Annotated in this window: 19 protein-coding genes; 3 read left to right on the top strand and 16 right to left on the bottom strand. The window is 35.2% G+C overall.

Annotation, left to right across the window (positions count from 1 at the left end):
* Positions 1–16: 16 nt before the first annotated feature.
* From OK18_RS13115 to OK18_RS13050, 13 genes are all read right to left on the bottom strand, one after another.
* Positions 17–988 (bottom strand): polyprenyl synthetase family protein, encoded by a 972-nt coding sequence (locus OK18_RS13115; RefSeq protein ID WP_053328271.1) that lies wholly within the window; start codon positions 986–988, stop codon positions 17–19.
* Between the two features lie 735 nt (positions 989–1,723).
* The gene (locus OK18_RS13110; protein WP_053328270.1) at positions 1,724–2,080 is read right to left on the bottom strand and encodes a hypothetical protein; all 357 of its coding nucleotides are present in this window, start codon (positions 2,078–2,080) and stop codon (positions 1,724–1,726) included.
* A 5-nt stretch (positions 2,081–2,085) separates the two neighbouring features.
* Positions 2,086–2,652 (bottom strand): hypothetical protein, encoded by a 567-nt coding sequence (locus OK18_RS13105; RefSeq protein ID WP_156173284.1) that lies wholly within the window; start codon positions 2,650–2,652, stop codon positions 2,086–2,088.
* A gap of 574 nt (positions 2,653–3,226) precedes the next feature.
* The gene (locus OK18_RS13095) at positions 3,227–3,973 is read right to left on the bottom strand and encodes a hypothetical protein (RefSeq protein ID WP_156173283.1); all 747 of its coding nucleotides are present in this window, start codon (positions 3,971–3,973) and stop codon (positions 3,227–3,229) included.
* A gap of 36 nt (positions 3,974–4,009) precedes the next feature.
* Positions 4,010–4,339, bottom strand: coding sequence for a hypothetical protein (locus tag OK18_RS13090; RefSeq protein ID WP_167336363.1), 330 nt, complete (start codon positions 4,337–4,339; stop codon positions 4,010–4,012).
* Positions 4,340–4,451: 112 nt separating this feature from the next.
* The gene (locus OK18_RS13085; RefSeq protein WP_053328265.1) at positions 4,452–4,748 is read right to left on the bottom strand and encodes a hypothetical protein; all 297 of its coding nucleotides are present in this window, start codon (positions 4,746–4,748) and stop codon (positions 4,452–4,454) included.
* Between the two features lie 8 nt (positions 4,749–4,756).
* Positions 4,757–5,014: a hypothetical protein gene (locus tag OK18_RS13080; RefSeq protein ID WP_053329368.1), complete on the bottom strand. Its 258-nt coding sequence runs from the start codon at positions 5,012–5,014 to the stop codon at positions 4,757–4,759.
* Between the two features lie 20 nt (positions 5,015–5,034).
* Positions 5,035–11,760: an FG-GAP-like repeat-containing protein gene (locus OK18_RS13075; protein ID WP_082129191.1), complete on the bottom strand. Its 6,726-nt coding sequence runs from the start codon at positions 11,758–11,760 to the stop codon at positions 5,035–5,037.
* 107 nt (positions 11,761–11,867) lie between these two features.
* The gene (locus tag OK18_RS13070) at positions 11,868–12,353 is read right to left on the bottom strand and encodes a hypothetical protein (protein ID WP_053328263.1); all 486 of its coding nucleotides are present in this window, start codon (positions 12,351–12,353) and stop codon (positions 11,868–11,870) included.
* 6 nt (positions 12,354–12,359) lie between these two features.
* Positions 12,360–13,196, bottom strand: coding sequence for a hypothetical protein (locus tag OK18_RS21555; RefSeq protein WP_050021962.1), 837 nt, complete (start codon positions 13,194–13,196; stop codon positions 12,360–12,362).
* 432 nt (positions 13,197–13,628) lie between these two features.
* Positions 13,629–14,771, bottom strand: a complete 1,143-nt coding sequence (locus OK18_RS13060; RefSeq protein WP_053328262.1) for an inorganic phosphate transporter — start codon at positions 14,769–14,771, stop codon at positions 13,629–13,631.
* Positions 14,772–14,788: 17 nt separating this feature from the next.
* Positions 14,789–15,427, bottom strand: coding sequence for a DUF47 domain-containing protein (locus OK18_RS13055; protein ID WP_002981301.1), 639 nt, complete (start codon positions 15,425–15,427; stop codon positions 14,789–14,791).
* Between the two features lie 151 nt (positions 15,428–15,578).
* Positions 15,579–17,264, bottom strand: a complete 1,686-nt coding sequence (locus OK18_RS13050; RefSeq protein WP_050021960.1) for a DEAD/DEAH box helicase — start codon at positions 17,262–17,264, stop codon at positions 15,579–15,581.
* Between the two features lie 347 nt (positions 17,265–17,611).
* Here OK18_RS13050 and OK18_RS13045 point away from each other — a divergent pair, with 347 nt between their 5' ends.
* The 3 genes from OK18_RS13045 to OK18_RS13035 all read left to right on the top strand — a co-directional run bounded on the left by OK18_RS13045 (position 17,612) and on the right by OK18_RS13035 (position 21,098).
* Positions 17,612–18,280, top strand: a complete 669-nt coding sequence (locus tag OK18_RS13045; protein ID WP_053328261.1) for a DUF2461 domain-containing protein — start codon at positions 17,612–17,614, stop codon at positions 18,278–18,280.
* A gap of 535 nt (positions 18,281–18,815) precedes the next feature.
* Positions 18,816–19,610 (top strand): FkbM family methyltransferase, encoded by a 795-nt coding sequence (locus OK18_RS13040; RefSeq protein ID WP_053328260.1) that lies wholly within the window; start codon positions 18,816–18,818, stop codon positions 19,608–19,610.
* Between the two features lie 9 nt (positions 19,611–19,619).
* Complete coding sequence (locus OK18_RS13035) at positions 19,620–21,098, top strand: lipopolysaccharide biosynthesis protein (RefSeq protein ID WP_053328259.1); 1,479 nt, start codon at positions 19,620–19,622, stop codon at positions 21,096–21,098.
* Between the two features lie 80 nt (positions 21,099–21,178).
* On the opposite strand, the gene OK18_RS13030 is transcribed toward OK18_RS13035, so the two are convergent.
* From OK18_RS13030 to aspA, 3 genes are all read right to left on the bottom strand, one after another.
* Positions 21,179–22,225: a hypothetical protein gene (locus OK18_RS13030; protein ID WP_053329367.1), complete on the bottom strand. Its 1,047-nt coding sequence runs from the start codon at positions 22,223–22,225 to the stop codon at positions 21,179–21,181.
* A 108-nt stretch (positions 22,226–22,333) separates the two neighbouring features.
* Positions 22,334–23,188, bottom strand: a complete 855-nt coding sequence (locus tag OK18_RS13025) for a glycosyltransferase (protein ID WP_053328258.1) — start codon at positions 23,186–23,188, stop codon at positions 22,334–22,336.
* Between the two features lie 78 nt (positions 23,189–23,266).
* On the bottom strand, positions 23,267–24,667 hold the full coding sequence (gene aspA / locus OK18_RS13020) for an aspartate ammonia-lyase (protein ID WP_053328257.1): 1,401 nt from the start codon (positions 24,665–24,667) through the stop codon (positions 23,267–23,269).
* Between the last annotated feature and the right edge of the window lie 19 nt (positions 24,668–24,686).

The raw sequence follows: 24,686 nt of genomic DNA, 5'->3' as shown, positions 1-24,686 counted from the left end.
ATCCCTTCTCTAATATTTAGCTTTCTCTTCTCAATAAATAATTGGCCAGTTCAATGAAAGGTTTTTTCTTTTCTTCGGGAATATCAATTTTCTTAAGGTAGCTCTGCCCGATTTCATTATGCTTTTCAATTAAACGAAGCGCTTTTTCATCTACTTTTGTTCTTCTGAAGATCTTTTCAACACCGTAGATTTTATCGATATTATCGGTCTTTTTGGAATACCAGTAGTCTAATTCCTTTCTTTCCTCATCCGTAGCATGCTCTCTTGCCAACAGGTACAGAACTGTTTTTTTGTTTTCGTAGATATCTCCGGCATGCTTTTTCCCGAATTGCGCCTGATCTCCGAATACATCAAGATAGTCATCCATGATCTGGAAGGCAATTCCAATGTGTTTTCCGAAGTTGAAAATTGCTTTGGCATCTTTAAAATCCGCCCTTGCAATTAAAGCCCCGATCTCGAAAGAGGAAGCGCTTAACACTCCGGTTTTATAGGTAATCATTCTGATGTAATCATCAAAGGTAACGTTCTCCTGGGTCTCAAAATTGATATCATACTGCTGCCCTTCACATAACAGAAGCCCTGTATGGGTAAAAATTCTGATACATGCTTTAAAAATTTCCGGCTCAAGGTCTTCAAAAAACTTATACGCTTTCAGCATCAACCCGTCTCCTGAAAGGATCCCTACATTAATTCCGTGTAAAGTATGGATGGTAGGTTTATTTCTTCTTAGCGGTGCCTCATCCATAATATCATCATGGATCAGCGTGAAGTTATGGAAAAATTCAATTGCCAATGCAGGTTTTATTGCCTGCTTCAGATCTCCGCCAAACAGATCACATGCCATCAGCACCATAATAGGACGAAGACGTTTCCCTCCATGGGAAATAATGTAATTCATCGGATCATACAGCTCCGTAGGTTTATCTTTAAAAGTGTATTTATCAATGGCGTCGCCAACAATCTGCTGGTATCTGTCTAAAAATTCCATAAAATCTTATAATTTGAACAAAAATACGATTTTTCGAGGCTTTATAAAAACAAAAACCTTATCGTTTCAATCCGGCTTTTGAAGTTGTGGTTTAACGGAGGATACATTATTCATTAGAATAATTGGTCTTCACAAAAACTAATTTTACTAGATTACTACAGATGCCTTATAAATGTTCTTTTTTTTAAAAAAATTTCTGAGTTGAGGATTACTGTTTTTATTAAGACATATTTCTAAATCATATTTTTCATTTTTTTGTATTAAAACTCTCTCTCGCTAGTAATTCTAATGGTTAATTTCTACATTACTTTAAAGCAGAAAACTATTATCAGTATATTTAATGATAATAATAAGTAATAAATAATAATATTACTTTTAGTTTTCTTTATTAAAAAAATATTTAAAATTATTGATATTCCAAAATAAAAATATGTTAACAATTTAATTTCAGGAAAATTTATATTAAAAATTACTTTCAAATTGTAAGATAAATTTTGGACAGACACCTTATAAAATATTCGTAATAACCAAAAAATTAATATAGATATTGAATGGTAGAATTTAATTTTCATTTTTTATCTATTTACAATTTGTCCTCCACTTAAATACCGATGAGTAGATATATCGTAGATGCTCATTTTAGTATATCCACCACTTGCCCCAATAACGACATTAACATTTACTGTCACGCTTCTACTATTACCCGGATTTTTACTGAGAGAGAGTTGAAAGAAATTATTTTAAATCAAAACTATTCCATTTTGTATTAAAAGTTATACTGTCAACTTCTATCGCTGAAAATCTACTAATAAAATCATCATACAATAATTCATTATCGGTCCAAAAACCATAGTTCTTTTTATATGGCATTTTTAAAATCACATTATCATTTTCGTCTAATCCTATTTCTCTGTTAGGAATATTCTCTTCATCAAATTCTACTAGCCAATATTTAACATCATCTATCTTATTTTCGAAATCAGGATTACTTACAGGTAAAATTATTTTAAGTGTTCTACTGACTATTTTCTGAAAAAAATTACTTCCTTTCTTATTAGCTCTAATAGGCAAATTAAATTTTAAATATTTCATATTCTCTATTTCTTCCACCAATGAAAATGTCCCGGATCTTTAACTCTCCAATTATTTCCAGGTAGTTTGGTTTGTCTAAATGTTTTATTCCAATTTTGCAAAGTAGTATTTCCAATTTTTTTCCAATGTTTTCCTCCTGCACCCCATCTAGTACTATAGGTTTTAAAACCTCCTTCTATACTATATGATGAACCTGTTCTAATCCATTGTTTCAATCCTCCTGTCGCTCGATTAAAATTACTGATCAAATACTTTCCTCCCAATCCTATTCCTTTTAAAGCCAATCCTCCCCCAATTTGAGTTATAGCAACGTCAAAACTTGGGTCATATAGAGCTGGACTTTGCAACTGGTTATGCATTCTATATCCATAACCTTCGTGATTTCCGTACGGACTATAAGTATGTTTTACTTCTGTGCTTTCTAATATTACATAAACATCCTCTCCTCCAAATTGAGTTTTTCGTAGAATATAATCTGTCTTATCTCCACCAACATCATTTATTTTCTTACCATTTTCATCGTAACCATTATCCGGCTGCATATCTTCCAAATGCGCCAAATGATTAAACATTGTTACTATCAATCCTTGCCCCGCACCCATCCAGAAGTTTCCACCTCCCAATACAGAACCAATACCACCGCTTATTGCACCATTAAACAGAGCAAAGCCGTCACTCCTTAATATGTTGTTTTCTCCTACATTGCTTGTTGCTAAGTCTAATAGATCACTCGAAGCACTTGCGAATGCACCACTTAACGCGCCACTCCAAAACTTTCCGCCCTGTACATAATATAAAACTCCTTGTGTAATAGCATGTGCTCCTGCCCTCCAAAGTTTCCGACTTTGGAAAATTCTTTTAAAATTACTATTATTTATTAGCTCAAAGTCTGGAGACTTTGCAAAGCGGGGAGTCTCTTATCTAATTTAATATTCACGCCAAAATCTCGTGTTCCTCCGCTTTCCGAAACCGTAGCAAAACCTTTTTGAACATCTGCCGTAGCTAGTCGTGCTAATACCTTCACTAACAGCATCATTAAACAAAGTAAAGCCATCCTCTTAATCATCAAAAAGCTGCTATAGACTTTATTTTCAAAAAAACCGCATCGTCCTGAAACTCAAGCAAATAACTCTAATAAACTCTGTATTATGAGGTTTCTAGCATTTGTTTTTTTATAATCTTCCATTTATTATCAATTTTTTTTAAAAAATAAATATCTGTTTTTCCTCCATTCTTTTTTATGCTCATATCATTTTCTTGTACTATTATAAATGCTTTTTCTTTTTTTTCATTAATAAATAAGTTACAAAATTGCAATTCAACATATTCTTTATAGTTTATCTGCGTTTGCTTTGTTACTAATTCTAAACTGTAACTATTCATATCAACTGAGAGATTATCAATATTAAAAGATACATATTTTGAGTTTTTATCTATATTGTAGCCTTCATTATTTATCAAATTAAAGTAATCTTGTTGACAGTTTTCACTTAAGTTAAAGCCTTCTATGTCAATTATATTTTTACAGTTTTCAATAATAAAATTTTCATCACTAACTTTTTTTCTTACAATGAAATGAACTTTATTTTTAGTAGTTATTCCATATGAATTATTAATAAATTCATTAATATTTTCATTAATAATTTCTCTTCCTATTTTCACATTTGTATCTTCATTATAACAAGAAAAAAATGTAAAAAACAGAAGAATAGAAAATAATATTTTAAAATTTCCAATTATATTTAACTGACATCTCATATGCATTACTTTTAAATATCTCATTACCAAATGTTCTAAGTTCCCAATAGCTTCCATAATCAGATTTACCCCATTTATTATTAGGAGCAAAAGAAGGAAGTATAAGACTTGCTCTCCCCCAGTGTACAAATTCATGCAGTACAGTTGTTGCTAATAAGAATGAAGTAGCATTTATCGTACTTTGCAAGGAAGCATATCTAATCCTTTAACAAGGCTAGCAGAAATATAACTTACACGCCCATATTTGCTACTATATCCCGATTCTCCATATCTGTGTGATTTTGAGAAATTTTTTAATAAAATTACTTGCCCTTCAGTGTTTTTAACATCCATATAACTTAGTATCTTAGCCTTATCCGCTCCTGAATCTATAGAGAGTTGTTCTAATATTTGGGGATTATCCTTAAGATAATCTGGCAAGCTAGAAAGAACCTCATAAAATCTAGGATGCTTCTTTTTAATTGCCTCTAATGATTGTTGTCTAGATATTTGTTGATGCATCAAATAATTAAACGATGTCACAATAAGTCCTTGCCCCGCACCCACCCAGAAGTTTCCACCTCCCAATACAGAGCCAATACCACCGCTTACTACAATATTAATTTAAGATTACCTACTGAATTGCTCCTGCTAATAGTTTTAAGATATTAGATACTTTAATAAAGTCATAACTAAGAACTTCTCTACCATTATTTACTTTTTGTAAAAACTCCCAATCTTCAGCTATACTTCCAATTGTAATATCTTTCGGCTCCTCATATACATTAAATAATTCTTCAAAGGGAATATTCCAATATAAATCCTTATCTAAAAGAAAAGAATTCTTTTGAGACTTATCTAATTCATTAATCAAAGCATAAAGAATTTTTTTTAAATCATTTTTTCCGATTTCAATTTTATTATTTTCCATTGAGTATACTATTTAAACTTTTGTGGAATGTTTTTAAATTGTTCTTCTTTATCCCAATTTTTAGGCTTTTCCTTTGGTTCAAACCAATTAGCACCTTCACTTATCCACTTTTCTCTATATTGTTTTGTTGATTTGATTGTGTAATCCTCATTACCAAACTCTACACCACAACAGGGGCAAATCTCGTAAGTAGGGCAATTACCATCTTCTCCCCATGGTAATGTGTCAAGATATAATCCGCAAACTCTGCAATTGTGATTGTTCATTTCTGTATTTATTAATTTATTTATTGTCCTAACCAATATTTCATACCATCAGTAGGTCTAAAAATAGTCCTTGGAACCCCTGACGCATTCATAACCCCAAATGTATTTGTTTTCGGATGATATTTTAAGATATCTCCATTAGCTCTTGTTTTTATTAGAGTACCTGCTGGGGATTTGTGCATAAACTTCCAAGCTCCTTTTACATATTGTTTGGCATTTAAAAATTCTGGAAATTCTGCTCCATGTTTCTTCCAATGCCCAAAAGCATTTTTTATAGAACTCATTTTATTTGTTGATGTCCAAAGTTTAGTACCTGACTTAGCAATTTGAGATAATGATTTTAAGCCACCGCCTGGTCCAATAGGTACATCACCAGTTATAGGTTTTATTTCATGCCATTCACCAAACGAATAGTAATAAGTCTTTCGTCCATTAATTATAGGCGATTTCTCCCAAGTCCAGAATTCTTTGTCAAATATTGTATAATCATTCTCGGTATAAGTCTGCCAATTTTTGGCATTTTTAGGACAGGTAGGGCAATCGCCATCATTATTATCTTCTATAACAGTAGTTTCTTTATGTGCTAAGTAATTAAAAGCTGTCACAATTAATCCTTGCCCCGCACCCATCCAGAAGTTTCCACCTCCAAGCACAGAACCAATACCACCGCTTACTGCACCATTAAATAATGCAAAACCGTCACTCCTTAAAATATTATTAGCTCCTGAATTATCTGTTGCCATACCTAGCAAATCTCCCGAAATACTGGCAAAAGCTCCACTTAGTGCTCCGCTCCAGAAGTTTCCCCCTTGTACTATGGAAAAAATACCTTGCGTAAGAGCATGTGCCCCTGCTCTGGTTACAATGGTTCCCCATTTACCAAGTGCTTCTGCTACAGAAGCTATTTTAAATACATCTCCTATCGCTCCGGCTATTCCAGCACTTGCGTATGACATCGCAAGACTTCCTACAAAACGGGCACCATTAAACGGAGTCTGTGTATAATACATGGTAAAAAACTCCGAAACTACAGCTGCTATGATAGGAACAAACCAGACAAATTCCCCATTTGGATCATTGTACATTAGCGGATTGTTGAATACATACCCATACTTGTTATAGTTTTGGGTATTATAAGGATCCTGTATATTTTCATCTGCATTTAAAAATCTTCTTAACAACGGATCATACAATCTACCGTTCATGTGGATGATTCCCACCTCTGCAAAATGCTCATGACTGGTATAGCCTCTGTCTATTAATAACGAAGCAGTATCAATAATATTCTTATCGGTAATAATCGCTCCGTTTCCTATTTGCAGATGGGTAAAATTACCCCAGGCATCAAAGTGCCTTTGCTCCAATTTATTGCCAGCTTCATCACTGATGGCTAAAATACTTCCTATATAATCTTTATGTAAAAATTTATAAGAACCGCTGCTCTCCGTAAAGTTCTTTAAATATACAATATTAGATTCATAAGGTGTTCCGCCGATGTACAAAATATGCTTTTCCTTTCCGGTCGTATTGTCTTTTACGATTTCATAGCTTCCATCTTCACTGTAATATTTTGTGAATTTACCTTCTCCATCCGTATTGAAGTTTCCTCCATAGGTCACTCTTTGCCTCATCGAGGTTAAGCCATACTGGAAAGCTGCATCTCCTTTCTCACCATCAATAAAAACAGGATCATTATTTTCATTATAAGCAATGCTTTGGATCAGGTCATTGTTGTAATGCTGGGTTCCTGCGGCATTTAAGGTCATTCCTGTCGGCTGGTAAATCTTTGCAGAGTTTTCATACTTCATGGTTCCTACCTGATCGTTCTCCATGATCCTTCCTTTTACATCATAAATGTTTCGGTTGGTTGCAGGTTTAATACCTGTTACCGGATTGGTCCAGTTCACCAGACGATTGTTGTCGTCATAATCAAATGATTCAACAATATTAAAATCTCCTCCCGTCGTTCTGCTTTTCAGCTCATTCTTTATCGCATCAAATGAGTAAGAAAGCTGAAGGATACCTGGTTTTGCCGTTGAAGAATGGTTGACATTGGTTAAGAAACCATTGGGATCATAGGTATTGTTGATATCTGCTGCCCCTAATTTTGATTTCAATACCTGTCCTTTGGCATTGGTTTCCAGAAGTGTCCATAATACTTTTCCGGATGTTTTATCTTTTACCTGATACAATTCACCATTCCAGGCACTGTATACGTTTTCTATCTGTATCCTGGTAAGGACTCCCGAAGAATACAATTGTTTTTCGTAAGAAATCACTCTTCCTTTATCATCATAGGTAATTCCTTTTTGAATAAAATATTTACCATTGCTATTTTCAGATGATGATAATAATCTTCCTTGTGGGTCATAAGAAACATTATTACTATATGGCTGCCCTTTGGAGGTTCCTGATTTAGCAATAACTCTTCCTTTATTATCATAAGTATAAGAAATCGTTTTATTGGTGGCCTGTCCTCCGTCTGTGGTAGAAAGCTCTTTCCGGGAAATTAATTGCCCTAAATTATTATAGGTAAACTCTTTAGTCCCCTTAGGGCTGATAATTTTCTTCGGCTGGCCAAATCCGTCATATTCATATTTATACAATCCGTTAGATGGATCATTGAATTCTGATTTTCTGCCCCAAGCATCATATTTTGTGGTGACAATATTTTCAGCATACTGTGCTTTTATCTGTTCTCCTGCTGCATTGTAAGAGAATTGTATCGTTCCGCCTTTATCGGTTGAGGAAACTACGTTTCCTAATGCATCGGTGGTTTTCGAGGTGGTTCTTCCGTAGCCGTTGAGCTCTTTAACCGTTGTAGTCAGTCCTGAAACGGAGGTTTCCATCTGCTTGCCATTGAATGTAGTAGCGGTTACCCTTGCCGGAAATACGGAGTCATTATATGTCATCACATTCCATTGGCTCGCGCTCTGACCTTCAAAATAAGGTTCGGATTCCTTAATTTTCCTGCCTAATACATCATATTGGGTTTCCTGGGATACAAATTGCCCCTGACCGAAGGCCTTAGTGGAAGCCTTATATTCCTGCCCCAGTTTATTGGTGTATTTTTTTGAAATATCACCATCAGGGTCATACTGGGTGACAATAATATTGGAGTTACTGTCTCTTTCATACCGATAAGTGGTTGTACCTTCCAGATTGGACCTGGATGTTAACATCTTACCCCATGGATCATAGGTATTAACGAGAGTATTTCCTAAAGGATCGGTCTGCGTTTTAACCTGTCCCCAATCATTGTATTCAATATTGGTCTCTAATCCTAAATTATCTGTTTTTTTAATAACAAATCTTCCTTTAGGGTCATACAAGGATCCGATGGTTTGGGTTTGGGAATCCACACTATTGCTGATTACCTTTTGGGTAATATTCCCGAAGCCATCATAATCATAAGTTTCCAATAAATAGCCGGTGTTATCCCTATTCCAGGTTTTTAAAGTTTTTAATAAATTGTTTTCATACGTGTATTCTTCTTTTGCAGATTTGGTATCACCATAAGCCTGAACTGTTTCTGTTTTTACTTTGGGTTTACCAATACTATAATCAGTTCCTGGGATAAGGTTAGATGGGTAATATTCTAATTCTGATATTGATACAGCAACCCCGTCATTAACTACTGTTACAGATTTATTAGGAAGATATATTTCATTATACTGCTCAACAGTATGAACTGTTTTTATGTTTTTTAAAAAGTCTTTTGATGTCGTTATATAAGGATTAACCGCAAGAACTATTTTGGGTTTATCTGCATCCAAAACACTTGTAACTATATTTCCATTAAGCAGCTTATCAATTTTATAATCATACTGTTTGAATGATAATAATTGCAAATTATTTAATGAAATGTCGGCTGGGAAAATCTTGTTCTCATCAGTTGTTCTGATAGACCAGTCTTTATATGGCAAAGCTTCATTCAGTGGATTAATTTCTGAACCTGTCCAGATTTTTGTATTTTCAAAGCCATTAGCAAAAAATGTAGATCTTGCTGCTTGCCTGAAACCAATAATTCCTCTGCCATGTAAATTGCCAATCAAATCTCTGTACCTAAACTCCTGCCTTCTTTGATCTTGAATTAATTTCGAAACTACATAATAATTAAGATTTTCTTTAATATTAACATAAGGATAACTTACAGCATTAGTATCTAAATAAGATTTGTAAATATTACCCTCATTAATCAAAGGTGAATATTCTATATCCGTTTTTATTCCCCCTTGGGTAATAGATTTTATTCTTGATATCTTATCAAGCTTACTTCCCAGGTTCCATGTGATAAGTTTTGTCTTATGAATAATTGCAAAATCAGTATTTAACTGTGAAAGACGGAAAGAACCTAACAATGGTAAATAATGCTCTCCATATTTAGAATAATTAATATCCTCATCATCATCATCTCCCCAAGAGGTTGCTTCTTTAGTACCAATACTATATGCATTGGTTAATATAGGCTTACCTTCATTATCAACTCCGTCATTTCTTAAATAAATAAATCCATAGCTTGAATCCGGATTGTTAATAGCCCATTCCCTGAACCATACTTCTGATTGGAAAAGAAGAAAATCACTTTTGCCATCTTTATTCAAATCAGGTGCGAAATAGTTCCTTATTGTATTTCTTCGTTTAGTAGGAGCTCCTGTATGTTGAGGTTGGTATAAAGCTAAATTTGAATAATAATATTCTATTACACCTTTACCTGTGGAAATAAACATTTTCCAATCTGATGAATCTTCAGCGATAGGAGACATTACATCAGTTTTACCATCACCATTAAAATCACCAAGTAAAGCAACTCCTCTGACAGAAATTTGTGCCGGTGATTGCACTTTCAGCTCAAATTCTTTTGTAACAGCATTTAAAGAATAAACTTTTGTACCACTGATAAGGCTGATTAGATCTGTTTTACCATCACCATCAAAATCCCCTATTGGGACGGGTTTATAATAATGTGGTGAAGTAAATAAATATTGCCCTGTATATTTGCTATAATCACTTAAAGGTAGATTTATTTTTTTTAAAGTATTAGTTAACGGGTCAAAATAAAAATCAAAAACTTCGTAGCCTATATCTGCTGCTCCTTGAAGCTCAGGGTAGCCATTCCAATCATATCCCCATATTTCTTCCTTTACTACTTTTAATGTAGATATAATAAATTCAGATATTCCATCTCCGTTGAAATCCCCCTCTAAAAACTTATATGGAGAATTATTCGCAACTAAAGGGTTGGATGGACTGTATGTAGGTGTATATCCTTCGGTACTGTTAAAACTATAGGAAGAAAAATCCAATTCTTTGGCAGTAATTTCTTCAAAGTTACTCCCATTAAAATCATAAATTCTTAATCGTGTTTTACCATCAGGTTCACTGGAAGATAATGTATAGAGAGCATCTTTTGGAATAAGATTGCCATTTTTTAAAAAAGTTCCTCTGGATATTGGATTTCCGGTATATTGTACTGTAAAAAATGTGGAATTTCCGTCAAGCCTGCTAAGCATTAATGTAGTTCCTTTTATAAAATCTAATTTACCATCACCATTAAAGTCTCCTGAAATAACGCCCTCTCCATATATCTCATCGAATCTACTGTTATTATTAAAGAAGTTTGACGAAGCAGGATCTTGTTCATTTTCAAAAAGCACTGGATTAGTCGCTTCATTAGCAGAATTATATTCTGTGATTTTATTGACAAATTTATATTTTGTATCATTGTCAGCATATTCTATTCCATACCTTTTAAACTGGCTTCCATTCGAGTTTACCTTAATTTCTTTTAACAAATTATCCTGAGTAAAAGCAATACCACTGACATAAGATTTTTCGACCAGATCTCTTGCTGTATAAGTAAACAGGATTTCATTAAAATCCGGCTTGTTAAGTACCTCATTTCCTCCCCATGTTATGGAAGTTAATACCACCACATTATTTTGCTGGCGGTAGCTATAATGAATGACATTTCCCTGGGCATCCCTCCATTTTACAATATTATATTCCAAAGGGGTAGTCACTTCCGGATTATCCCTGAAACCCGATTTGTATGCACCATACCAAGCCTGTGATCCATCCTCAAAAGTAACTTCAAATTGTGCCGGATTAGAGAGCGGCCCTATCCCTGAGGATTTTATTTTAATATTAGAATACTTTTCAGTGACATACTCAGCATCCTTTCCATATTCTCCGGATTTGAGAATTAGTCTCTGCCCATTGAAGCTGTAATAATCTGAATAGTCTAACTGAACCCCTTTAACTTCCCCATCTTTTTCAATAGTCTTTCCTATTCTTGAAATGGCAGTTATTCCCGACAGATTCCAGCCATATCCTGCAATTCCGTTTCCGGAACCACTGGTATACACAAGGTTAACCTGTGGAGCCACATTTTTTACACCCGGAGGCAAAGCAATGGGTAAGGTAAATTGTAATTGGCCGCTGCCATTTACTTCTATATTTCCTTTCGTATCATGGAAGCTCTGGCCTGCGGGAGCAGAGGTTCCACTTGGATTATCGGCTCCGGCATTGGAATCCGTTGGCCCTCCACCAGGGTTCTCTGTCGCGGGACCTAGTTTTGCAATAAACGGATTGGAGGTACCGGATTTTGCAATAAATCCTCGTGCCAGCATCACTGCACGTGGATCCTGAACCGTCCGTGTAGTGGTCTCCGGCTGGTTAAGTATCGTCTGTGAAAACCCCAGCACTGAACATAAGGATAATATAAATGATAAAAATAATTTCATATAGAATTATTTGTTATTGTATTAATGATAATTGATAAATAAAGATGGGCAGAAAAACAATCTCGTGCATTGGGAGATCTTGTACTCTTTAAATTGTTCCTTGTTTCTTATCTTTTCGTAACATTTCTGCCAAAGACTCTTCCGTCCTTCAGGGTAAAACGCAAAATATAAACACCCCAATCATAGCCGGTCATATTGATCTTAACCTGACGGTTTAACCCGGGAATATTTTGTTGCTGGAATTTCCAATGAACAGTACTATGCTGGTAGAGTGAAACAGATTCTATCAGGCTGTCCACCTCTTCAGTCCAGTCGATGGTTAAATAGTCGTTCACCGGAACCGGATATAACCTGATTTGTTTCCAGAATGCTTTTTCATCTATGGCAGGTGTCTGTGATGCGGCAATACTTGTTTTTGCCTGTTGCTGTACTTTTACCTCCTTAGAAATTAGGTCTTCAGCTTTTTTGGCCGCCGTATTGGTTCCCTTGTATCGCTGATTTCCGGCTTCATCGTATTTAAAATAGACTTCAGTTTGTGAATAGCCAAGAAATCCAACCAACAAAGAAAATACAGAAAATAGTTTTTTCTTCATATTGTGTTATTTTTGAGTGGATAAAAGTTTCTGAACCTGCTGTTCCAGTTTCTCAATTTTTTCAGACTGGGATTTTAATTGCTTATTCTGTTCAATGGAATAAAGCGTAAGCTCTTCAATTTTTTCGAGGAGTTTAGTATTCATTTCCCCTAAATTAATTCCCTCTTTCTCCACTTCCTGAGCAGAAGGAATATTCGGCAAATGTCCTTTTTCTGAAATATGCTGCTCTACCTCTTCCAAAGAACGGAGCTTATATTCTTTTTTAAATACATAATCCGCCCAGCCACCAGGGCCTGCCTCTACTTTTACTTTCTCTGCCTTTATTCCGTCTTTTACAAAGAGTCTGTAATCATTACAATCGCTGCAGACGAATCCCGGTGTAGGATCTACCCCGCCCATAAAAATTTTACCATTGGTTCTCACGGTAAATACCGATTTGGGCCAATCCCCGTCAAATGAAGGGGTGGAAAGCGTCAACAGCCCTACATCATTAGGCTGATAATGGTCGTATTTAATCCATACCAAATCAAGTCCCGGATCCAGTTTGGGGGCTGCATTACTTATCTGGAGACCATCACTGTTGATATTAGACCTGAACTGGGCCCTTCCATATACCTGAAAAGGAACATACGGGTCATCAGGAATTCCTCCAATAGCCATATTTCCGGCTGAGTTAATCCTCAGCCTTTCAATGTTCTTAGTCTTAATAACCAAATCCTGATTATCTGTTGTTCCTATAAAGTTGTTCGATGAGCTTGTTCCTGAATTTCCGGTAATATTCCAGCTTTGAGCAGAAACGGCAGAAGCCGAAAGAGCAAAAATAAATAATAGTGTTCGTTTCATATAGTGTTCGTGTAAAAACTTGTTGAGACTGAATAGTCAAAATATCTCTATTCTATAGTGAATTGTGTTTTTTTAAAATTTAATCATTTCAGTATGGCAAAGATAATAAAAGCGGCTATTAAAAAACACATAAAAACCTTTTACAGCAAGCATTTTACAAAGATATTAAGCTTCATAAAATATCATAAATAAGAATCATAAAAAACAAGCATTTCATTACTTAATAAATAACAATTAGGTGAAAAAAATAAATTCCAAATTCGGATAGTTTCAAAAGTAGGAGCTAAAGTAAGCTAAGGAAATCGCTGAATAAGCTGGAGAGATATATGTACGCTGATCAAAAATTTCTTGTTGATGTTGCCATCCTGGTATATAACAAAAAAACTTTGCCCAACCGGACAAAGTTTTATATGCTTAAGTGATTTTTGTATATTAAGAAAAGAATGTTACCAGAAGGTAGGTAATCCCCGCTACAATGGCAGAAATAGGAATTGTTAATACCCAAGCCCAAAGTAAGCTTACCGTAATTCCCCATCTCACGGCGGAAACCCTTTTTGTTAATCCTACCCCGATGATAGAACCTGTAATCGTATGTGTTGTAGATACAGGGATACCAAAGTGGTCTGTGATAAATAAAGTAATAGCTCCTGCCGTTTCTGCACTCACCCCTTCCAATGAAGTTACTTTTGTAATCTTGGTACCCATTGTTTTGATGATCTTCCAGCCTCCACTCATCGTTCCTAAACCAATAGCAAGGAAAGATACCAGAGGTACCCAAAGGTAATGTTCAGCAAAGAAGTCAAAACGTTCTGCAGCAGGGATATTCAGATAAACCGGGTCCTGAAGCATCTCAACGTGGTAATAAATTAATGCAGCACCAATGATACCCATTACTTTCTGTGCATCATTCAAACCGTGCCCTAAGCTGAATAAAGCTGAAGATGCCAGCTGTAATCTTTTGAAAGACTGATCTGCTTTATGCGGGTTTGATTTTTTGTAAAGGTGTACGATAATCAGGGTGATAATAATAGAGATGATCATCCCTATAATCGGAGCCATGAAGATGAATAAGAAGATCGGAATCACTTTATCAAATTTCACCACACTCTGATGGGTTACCTGGCTAAAAGCTTCCTTAACAGTTTCCCACGTCCCAAGCGCCGGCTGTGCCGCTGCCACGTCGTGGTAATCCATCATAAAGGCATGCATCAATGCAGCTCCCAGAAACCCTCCGATTAATGTATGTGAAGATGATGAAGGAATACCAAACCACCAGGTCAGAAGGTTCCATGCAATTGCAGCCACAAGACCGGAAAAGATGACCTCAAGGGTGATAAAATTCTCGTTAACGGTTTTGGCAATTGTATTACCAATTTTAAATTCTCCAATAATATAGGCAGCAATAAAGAAAGCTGCAAAGTTCCAGAGCGCTGCCCAAAGTACAGCCTGGAATGGAGTTAAAACTTTTGTAGAAACTATAGTTGCAATTGAGTTGGCAGCATCATGAAAACCATTGATATAATCAAAAATCAGGGCCAGCGCAATAATAACTACAAGTAAAATCGGAAATTCCATTTTTTGCTATGTATTATTTATGCGTATTTAATCATGATGTTCTCAATGGTATTCGCAACATCTTCTGCTTTATCAGTTACAACTTCAAGATAGTTCAATACAGATGAAACTTTAATGATATTGATAGCATCATTAGTTTCAAACAATTCTACCATAGAATTTGAAAGCAGGTCATCTGCAATATTTTCAATAGAGTTTACTTTAATACAAGCCTCTTTCACCTGCTCCATGTTTTTGAAGCCTTTAAGGTTTTTCATTGCATTCTGAATTTCAAGACATGCCTTGTGGATCAATAAAGAGAAATCCGAATAAGCCTTCATCTCAGGAGATTTATATAAGAAAATATACTTTGTAGAGGCGTAAATATAATCTGCGATATCGTCTAATCCTGTTGCCAGAGTGTGAATATCTTCACGGTCAAAAGGTGTAATAAAGTTTTTTCCCAGTTCTACGAAAATCTCGTGAGTAAGTTCATCATTTTTATGCTCAAAATCGCTCATTTTTTTCAACATGGAATCATCATTAAGGTCGAAATCCTTGATTCCTGTGTTGAATTCTTCAGACATTGCAACTAGATTTTCAGTTACCTTTTCAAAAAGTACAAAGAAGATTTTATCTTTTGGTTGAAAAGCGTGGAAAATATTACCAATTCCCATTTTTTAGTATTTATAATTCGTGTGCAAATTTCTTAAAAAAGGATTGTACCTGAAACTATCTAACATTAAGTTTTGTTAACATTCGCCTAACCTCTGATTATCAAACAAAAAAACCGGCACTGGTGCCGGTTTTATATGGTATAAGCAAGACTTAGTTGGCTACTTCAGCCCTCATGTCTTTTCCTTTAAATTTCATAGATTGAATATTGCTTAAAACATTGTCTTTAAACGATTTTTCAACCTCAAAGAAGGAGAATTTCTCCAGGATTTCAATATCACCGATTTCAGCTCTTTTCTTACTCTTTCCTCCGGCAGTAGCTTTATTGATAATATCTAAAACATCAAGTTTCTTCAAATGGTCTTTCTTTCCAAGATTGAAGAAGAATCTTACCATATTTTCATCTCTTCTTCTTGGCTTTCCGCCACGTTCCCGATCTCTTCCACGATCCCTGTCTCTTCCCCTGTCCCTGTCGCGACCACGATCTCTTCTGGAATAATCATCATCCCTGGTGCTTAATTTCTGCTCAGCAAGGTCATGCTTATCTTTGTAATATAAAGCAAGGTCTTTCAACTGGAATTGCAGCAACTGATGTACCAGTTCTTCTTTGGTAAAGTTACTCAGATCCGGGATTAAACTGTCATCAAATTCAAAAAGATCTTCATGTTCCGTGAATAGCTTTTCAAAAACTCCTCCTACCTGAGCTTTAATAATCTGGTCACCTGTAGGAATAGTTCTTTCGTTAATCTCAATTTTCGTAGCAGATTTGATTTGCTTCAGTTTTCTGCTTTCTTCAGGCTTGATCAAAGCCATAGAAATACCATCTTTTCCTGCTCTACCTGTTCTTCCGCTTCGGTGAACGAATACTTCAGGATCATCAGGCAGGGAGTAGTGGATAACGTGAGTCAGAGAATTGACATCCAGACCTCTAGCGGCAACGTCTGTCGCTACAAGGATATCAATATTTTTCAATCTGAACTTCTTCATTACCGTATCTCTCTGCGCCTGGGAAAGATCCCCGTGAAGGGCGTCAGCAGCATAGCCGTTCTGCATTAAGAAATCAGCTACTTCCTGGGTTTCCATTCTCGTTCTGCAGAAGATGATGGAATACTGGTTAGGGTTAGCATCAATTAATCGCTTTAATGCTTCTTTTTTCTGGCGGTATCCTACCACATAATATTCATGAGTAATGTTCTTTTTCACTTCATTGATAGAACCTACTGAAATACGGTGTGGTTTGGTAAGATAGTTTTTGGAAATCCTTTCCACTTCTTTATTCATCGTAGCAGAGAATAAGAAGGTTTGTTTCGTTTCCGGAGTTTCACTTAGAATGGTCTCCAATTCATCTTTGAAACCCATTGAAAGCATTTCATCAGCCTCGTCTAATACCAACCAATGAATAGCAGAAAAATCAAGCGCCTTTCTGTTGATAAGATCAATTACTCTTCCCGGAGTTCCCACAATGATTTGTGGCTTATCCTTTAAAGATCTCATTTGCTCTACAATACTACTTCCACCATAAACCGCAGTAGTTTTGATGTCTTTCATATACTTAGAGTAATTCTTTATGTCTTTAGCAATCTGAAGACATAATTCCCGTGTCGGACAAAGCACCAATAATTGGATTTTGCGACTCGTATCGTCAATCATATCCAAAATCGGAAGCGAAAACGCTGCTGTTTTGCCTGTCCCTGTCTGCGCAAGTGCGATCAAATCGCGAATATCTGAAAGAATAAAAGGGATAGTCTGTTTTTGGATTTCTGTTGGGCTTTCGTAACCCATTTCGCCAATCGCCTTAAGAATATCAGGACTTAAATTGGTTTCCGTAAATAAATTCATTAACTATTTTAAAATTTTTGCAAAGATACAATAAATATTTGATTTGTTTTTGAACAAAGTTTTAAATTTATAAACTTAAATTCAGAATCTTTTAATATATCTTTAATTTTTTGAAAATTAAATCTAAAAAAACAAGCCTTACATTAAGAACTTATTAAACATTAGTTTTTTTTATTAAATTGGATTAATTTTTTCTCAATTATTTATGAATTTTCAAAAATAAAATCATCAAATGCTTTTTTCTCCTTTTAATATCCCGGCTAATTATGTAAATTTGACTATCTCTATACACACGGAAAATTAACAGCCGATCAAGAATATTAACAAAGCTAAACAACCATCCAAATATGTCAGCAAGCATTTCTCCTAAAACATTTGATTTTTTAAAAAAGTTAGATAAAAATAATAACCGTGAATGGTTTAATGAAAATAAATTTTTATACACCGAAGCTCAGGGAAATGTTATTGCTTTTCTGGATGATCTGATTAAAGAAATGTCCGGTTTTGATGAAGAACTTGCAAAAATCGACAGCAAAAAAGCACTTTTCAGGATCTACCGTGACACCAGGTTTTCAAAAGACAAAATTCCCTACAAAACTAATTTCGGAGCTTCTTTGGGAATGGGAAAAGGAAGCCAGAAAGGCGGTTATTACCTGCATATGGAGCCCGGTAAATCTTTTTTGGCTGGCGGAATTTATATGCCTGAATCATCTGTTCTGAAAGAGGTCCGTAAAGAAATATCATTATATGGAGATGATTTTCTCAAAATACTGAATAATAAAGAGTTTAAAAAATACTTTCCGGAACTTGACCAGGATGATAAGCTTAAAAAAATTCCTCAAGGTTTTGAAAAAGAAGATCCTATGGCAGAATATTTAAAACTAAAGAATTTCATTGTACTATATCGCTTAAAAGATGAAGAGGTTCTGGATAAAAACGCAGTGAAAAATATGGCAAAAATCTTTAAACTAATGAAGCCTTTCAATGATTTCCTGAATGCTCCTTTTTTTGATTAAACTATATAATAACCCACACAGATGTTTGTGAATATTTTTACTCACAGACAGTCCAGGTATAGCTCATCACAAAAATCTCTGATTTTTAATGCTTCTAACTTAAAAAACTGAAGTGTCTAAAAGCTTTGTGCCTTTTGTGGTTTTAATTGTAACCACAGATAACACGAATTAACACAGATGTTTACGGATAATTTTTTGATTGCTGCTGATACCGCAGATTTACAAAAATCTTTGATTTTTAAACTTTTGTGCTCTTTTCAACGCAATACTTTTAACTTAAAAAACTAAGGTGTCTAAAAACTTTTGTGACTTTTGTGGTTTTAATCATAACCACAGATGACACTGATTTTCACAGATGTTTACGGATAATTTTTTGCATGGTTTATAATTAATCGTTTTGTAGTTGATGGAAAATATATTTCTTTTAAAAAACACCATAAACACTAACAGCTGATTTTCAAGCTATTATATTTAACATTTTTTAAGATAAGTTTTACATTTTTGTTTATCTTTGCTGTTCGTCAAAAAGCTAAGGATGTCTTTATACCAGAAAATTGCAGAGAAACTACAATATATAAGTCCGGATTTTTATAAAAAAAGATATTTTAAAAACTTAAATAATCTTAATAAGAGTAACTTTTCGGAACGCAATGTAGAACCGGAACTGGTATGGATCAAGGAATACCTTCCCAAAAACGCTGTAATACTGGACATTGGAGCAAACGTAGGAACTTTTCTTTATCAACTGGAAAATAAACTGGATCATGAGCATATTTATGCTTTTGAACCCAATAAAAAACTTTACCGAAGATTAAAAAGACTGTTCCCTGCCATGAGGATTCTTCCTTTAGCCCTTTCTGATGAAAATATGACCGCTGAATTTAAAGTTCCTGTTATCAATGGAAAAACCATTGCCTCCCGGGGAACCCTGAACACTTCTTATAAGGAAAAAGGCGAAGAAAAAAGCTATACCGAAAAAGTAAAAGTGATTAAACTGGATGACTGGGCAGCATTAGAACACTTCAGCAAACTGGATTTTATCAAAATAGATGTTGAAGGAAATGAAATCAAGACGCTCCTGGGAGCTAAAGAAACCATCAGGCAATTCCTTCCGACATTAATGGTTGAGATGGAACAAAGACACCACCAGACACCAATATGGAATGAAATTTCTGAAGTAAAAAGCTGGGGATATGAAGCCAGGTATCTGAACAGAAACAGCTTCACACTGGAAGCTCTTACAGAAGAGATCCTATCACAAAATACAAACGACGAAAAAAATAAAACGCAGTACATCAACAATATTATTTTTATACCTAAAAAACCTTAAAACAACTTTATGAGCGTAGTAGCGAGACAAGGCTTCAAATATTCCATTATCGGTTATATTGGTTTTTTGCTGGGCACGGTTTCCGCAATATTCATTTTTCCGAATGATTTTGAATTTTATGGAAAGCTTCGCTATAGTATGCAAACGGCGGAAATGCTGGTTCCGTTTGTTGTTTTCGGAATTTCTTATGCCAATGTAAAGTTTTTTCATTCTTTACAGAAAGAGGGTAAAAATCAGAACATGCTTTCATTATCGCTTGTTACAGTTTTGATTAACTTTCTTATATTTTGCGCCATCTTTTTTATTCTCCCCTACTTTTATCCAAAGTTTCTTCATTCGCAGGCCTGGAAAATAAAAAAAATTATCCTGCCTCTTATTTTAATCTTATCACTCTGTGCTATTTTCAATAAATACACTTCCAATTATAAAAGAATTGTTGTCTCCAATATCTTTGACAATCTCTTGCCTAAAATAGCCAATTTAGGAGCATTTTGCCTTTTCTTTTATTTTTCACTGTCACAAAATATAGCCCTTGCCTTCTTCTTCGGAATATTTACGCTGATGCTTGCCGGCTATATATATTACACCAATAAACTTGAGAAAATCAAGTTTGATATCAGTACGGATTATTTTAAGAAAAATAATTTCTGGAAAGAGTTTCTCAACTATAGTTTTTTTGGATTTTTAGGTACGTTTGGAAATTATCTTGCGATTAACAGCTTTATGATCGGAGAATTTATGGGAATGGAAGAAAATGGTATATACTCCGTTTTATATGCTCTTATCTCATTGATTTCAATTCCCCAATTGGGACTATTCAATATTTCAGCTCCTATCATCAGTAAGCATCTTGCTGATGGTGATATGGAAGGACTGGATAAATTTCATAAAAAAACATCCTTAACTTTATATTTTCTAGGCGCTGTTTTATTCTCCTGCATTATGGTGGGATTCCCCTATCTTACGCAATTCATGCCGAAAAACGGAACCATGCTCAGAGAATATGAGCCTGTTGTCTGGATTTGGGGCTCCGCAGTCTTAATTGACCTTGCTACAGGATTCAACGGAAACATTATTTCCCTTTCAAAATATTACAGATTCAATATTCTGATCATGCTTTTATTGGCAGGATTAACGATTGGCCTGAATTATTATTTTATCAAAAACACGAATCTGAAGCTTATTGGAATTGCCATGTCAACAGCTATTTCCCTCACCATTTATAATGTGATTAAAATAGCATTCAATTATATTGTATTTAAAGTTTCGCCGTTGACGATTGAAATGATCTTCGTTTCCATCATCTGTACATTAGCCATCACGGTAGCTATTGTTCTTCCTAATTTTGACAATAACTTCATCAACCTGGTCTATAAACCTGCTGTAGTTTTGGCATTGATCTATATCGGAAATTATTTTACCAGAATATTCCCGATAGAAGATTATCTGAATATGACGTTTATTAAAAGTATTTTTAAATTTAAATAACGTCATTTCGGGATAAGAATTTCTGACTTAATCAGATTGAAGATGAGAGATGGAAGATAAGAAAAATGCCAGATTTAACGTTAAGCAGTAATAAGACTGTTTAAAAGTTTCTCTAATCTTTTCTGTATATCTTCCCTGTTATAGTGTTGTTGAAAATCAAAATGCATACTGGATAGCTCATCCAATAGTTCAGGAATATTTTCTTTTTCAGGAATAATAAATTCCAGTTTTGAGGGATAATTCTTAGGAAAAATGGCTAGTTTCCCATAAGCAATAGCATCACCCAGGTTTCCCGTCATTTTGGTAAGTCCGTAAATTTCCTGTAAGCTGAAAAATTCTGTTTCCTGCTGGATCGGACACCACAAAACATCTGCTTTTTGCATCCATTTTTCAAAGTCCCCTGAAGAAACTCTCTCAGAAAAATAAGTGATATGGATGTTCTCCGGCAACTTCCCGGAAAGGTTTTTCAATTGTTTTAGTTCATTATCTTTAGCCTTTCCCAGAAATACAAATTCATAGTTTTTATCTGATTGTATTTTCTGAATGGTTTTAAAAATATAATCATAATCCCTCCTCTTCTGTGATACACCACCCGGAATAACCACTGTCAGGTCGTTATTTTCAGGTTTTATATAATCCTTTGTATAAAACAGAGGCAGAAACCGATGTCTTTCCGAAGTTAATGCTTCATCCAGCACCAAAAGAAATTTCGATTGCTGGTATACTTTGGGAGCATACAACAATCCTTCTTTCCACCATAATTTAAGTCTGTAAATGATATCCCCCTTAAAAATACTTTTCAGCAGGCCGGAATTTGAAGCCCTTGTAAAATTCAGATTATGAGTGATAATTGCGGTATTATACTTTTTTACAATGGTTAAAAAGGTATTGAAAAAGCGATGGACTGTTCCGATAATAATGAGATCATATTCTTTTTCCTTTAACTGATCCGGAATCATCGAGCTGTCAGATAAAAATACAGTTTCCTCATCGTGATGGATTTGATCTGTAACTTTTTTTGAAAAATAATAGTCTACAGTAATGTTTTCGCTACCTCTCATAATATCCATGAAAGCCCGGGCAATCTCGGCGTGAGTATCTATTTCTATGTAGGCTATTTTTTTCACTGAATTCAATCTGTTGTTTATAGGATTTGGCTAAAGCCAATGGATATTTTATGTTTTATTAAGCGGGCTAAAGCCCGCTGTATTGATGAATATTAGTCTTATATCATTCTATATCTTCAGCCATTTTTTCTTGAGCATTTTCCAACGCTGGTCGTTGATGACTTTTTGTTCTTCTTTTGTTATTTTCAGTTCCAGTTTCCTGGATTTACAGTGTTCATAGGAGCTGATAATATCAAAGAAAAATGAGAGGGACTTACTTTTCATCGCTTCTTTTGAAGAAGCAATATAGGCCATCAATCTGTTCAGTCCCAAAAAGTAAAAATACCTGCCATAGTAATCGGCCGGTTTTATGGTATAATCTGCTCCTTTTATTTTCATCAATTTAACATGCAGCTGAGGGAGAACAATTTCTTTCCAACCCTTATTTTTTAAGAGTATCGCATCAATATTATCCCAGCCTAATGTTTCTCTTAAACCTCCCATCTGGAGAAAGCATTCTTTCCGGTAAGCTTTCATTGGACCTCTTACATGGTGCTTGTTGGAATTACCCTCGTACACCCAGTTTCCCTCTTTTTCCACATATAATAATCCTCCTACCAATCCATATTCCGGATTATTGATAAAAGCATTTTCTACAGCCTGCAAATAGTTTTCAGGAAGGATAATATCTGCATCAAATTTACAGATGATATCAAAGTTATCGATAGCCTGTGTCTGGAGCCCGCTTTTAAAAGCATGAACTACTTTGGATCCTGGCTGATGCTCGGATTTCTGAAGCGTAATGGTCTCAAAACGTGCATCACTGGCGGTATACCTCCTGATCACTTCAGATGTTTTATCTGTGGAGCCGTCATTAACGACCACCACTTTAAAGTCTTTCTGACTTTGCTGCAGTAAAGAATCCAGGGTGAATGAAAGGTTAGTTTCTTCGTTATGTGCAGGAATTATGATTAAAAACCTCACGAATTATAGTATAAATGATGATGAATAAGTGATAAAATGATCACAGATAGAGGATCATTTATCACTTATTGTTTTTTATTATTTATTATGTGGTTTCAGCATATTTTTCGGATCGAGAATTTCGTCCAGTTTCTCCTGAGAAAGAATTCCTCTCTCCAAAACAAGATTGTAAACACTTTTACCTGTTTCCAATGCCTCTTTAGCAATTTGCGTAGATTGCTTGTAACCGATATAAGGGTTAAGTGCTGTTACGATACCAATGCTGTGCTTCACCATATTCAGGCACACTTCCTTGTTGGCAGTAATTCCTACCACACATTTATCACGAAGGGTATCTAAAGCATTGCAAAGGAAATTGATATTTTCCATGATAGCGTGGGAAAGTACCGGTTCCATCACATTAAGCTGTAGCTGTCCGGCTTCCGCAGCAAAAGTCACGGTAAGGTCATTTCCTATTACTTTAAAACAAACCTGATTTACTACTTCCGGGATAACAGGGTTAACTTTCCCCGGCATAATTGATGATCCCGGCTGCATAGGAGGAAGATTAATTTCAAAAAGTCCGGCTCTTGGTCCTGAAGAAAGCAATCTTAAATCGTTACAGATTTTAGATAATTTCACGGCAAGACGTTTCATTGCTGAAGAATAGATAACATATGAACCTGTATCCGGTGTAGCTTCTACCAGGTCCGGCGCTGAAACAATCGGGAAGCCTGTTATCTGAGCTAAGTTTTTAGCACAAAGAGCAGCATATCCTACCGGGGCATTCAGTCCTGTTCCGATAGCTGTAGCCCCCATATTAACTTCCACAAAAAGACTGGCATTGTTATTCAATTTGGAAATATCTTCTTCCAATGTCGCGGCATATGCTTCAAATTCCTGTCCCAACGTCATCGGAACAGCATCCTGAAGTTGTGTACGCCCCATTTTGATGACATCCTGGAATTCCTGACCTTTTGCACGGAAAGCCGCTATAATTTTCTCAAGTCTTTCTACCAGGCCGATATTCATCTGCAGCAATCCCATTTTGATCGCTGTAGGATAAGCATCATTCGTGGACTGGGAAAGGTTTATGTGGTCATTAGGTGAGCAAAACTCATATTCTCCTTTATTTTTACCAAGTTTTTCCAATACAATATTGGCAATTACTTCATTGGCATTCATATTAATTGAAGTCCCTGCACCCCCCTGGATCATATCTACCGGAAACTGGTCATGATATTTCCCTGCTACAATTTCATCACATGCTTCTGCGATTTTAAAATACAGGTTTTCATCAAGAAGTCCCAATTCATAATTGGTTTTTGCGGCTGCTTTTTTTACAAAAGCCAGGCCTTTGATAAAATCCGGATATGAAGACAAAAGCTGTCCTGAAATTTTGAAGTTGTCTATCGCTCTTTGCGTCTGAACCCCATAATAAGCATCTATCGGAACATTCAACTCCCCCAATAGATCACTTTCTTTTCTGAAATTTTCCATTACAGATATTTTACTATTT

It is taken from the genome of Chryseobacterium gallinarum (genome assembly GCF_001021975.1).
Classification (GTDB): Bacteria; Bacteroidota; Bacteroidia; order Flavobacteriales; family Weeksellaceae; genus Chryseobacterium; species Chryseobacterium gallinarum.
This window is presented reverse-complemented; position numbering and strand designations above follow the sequence as displayed.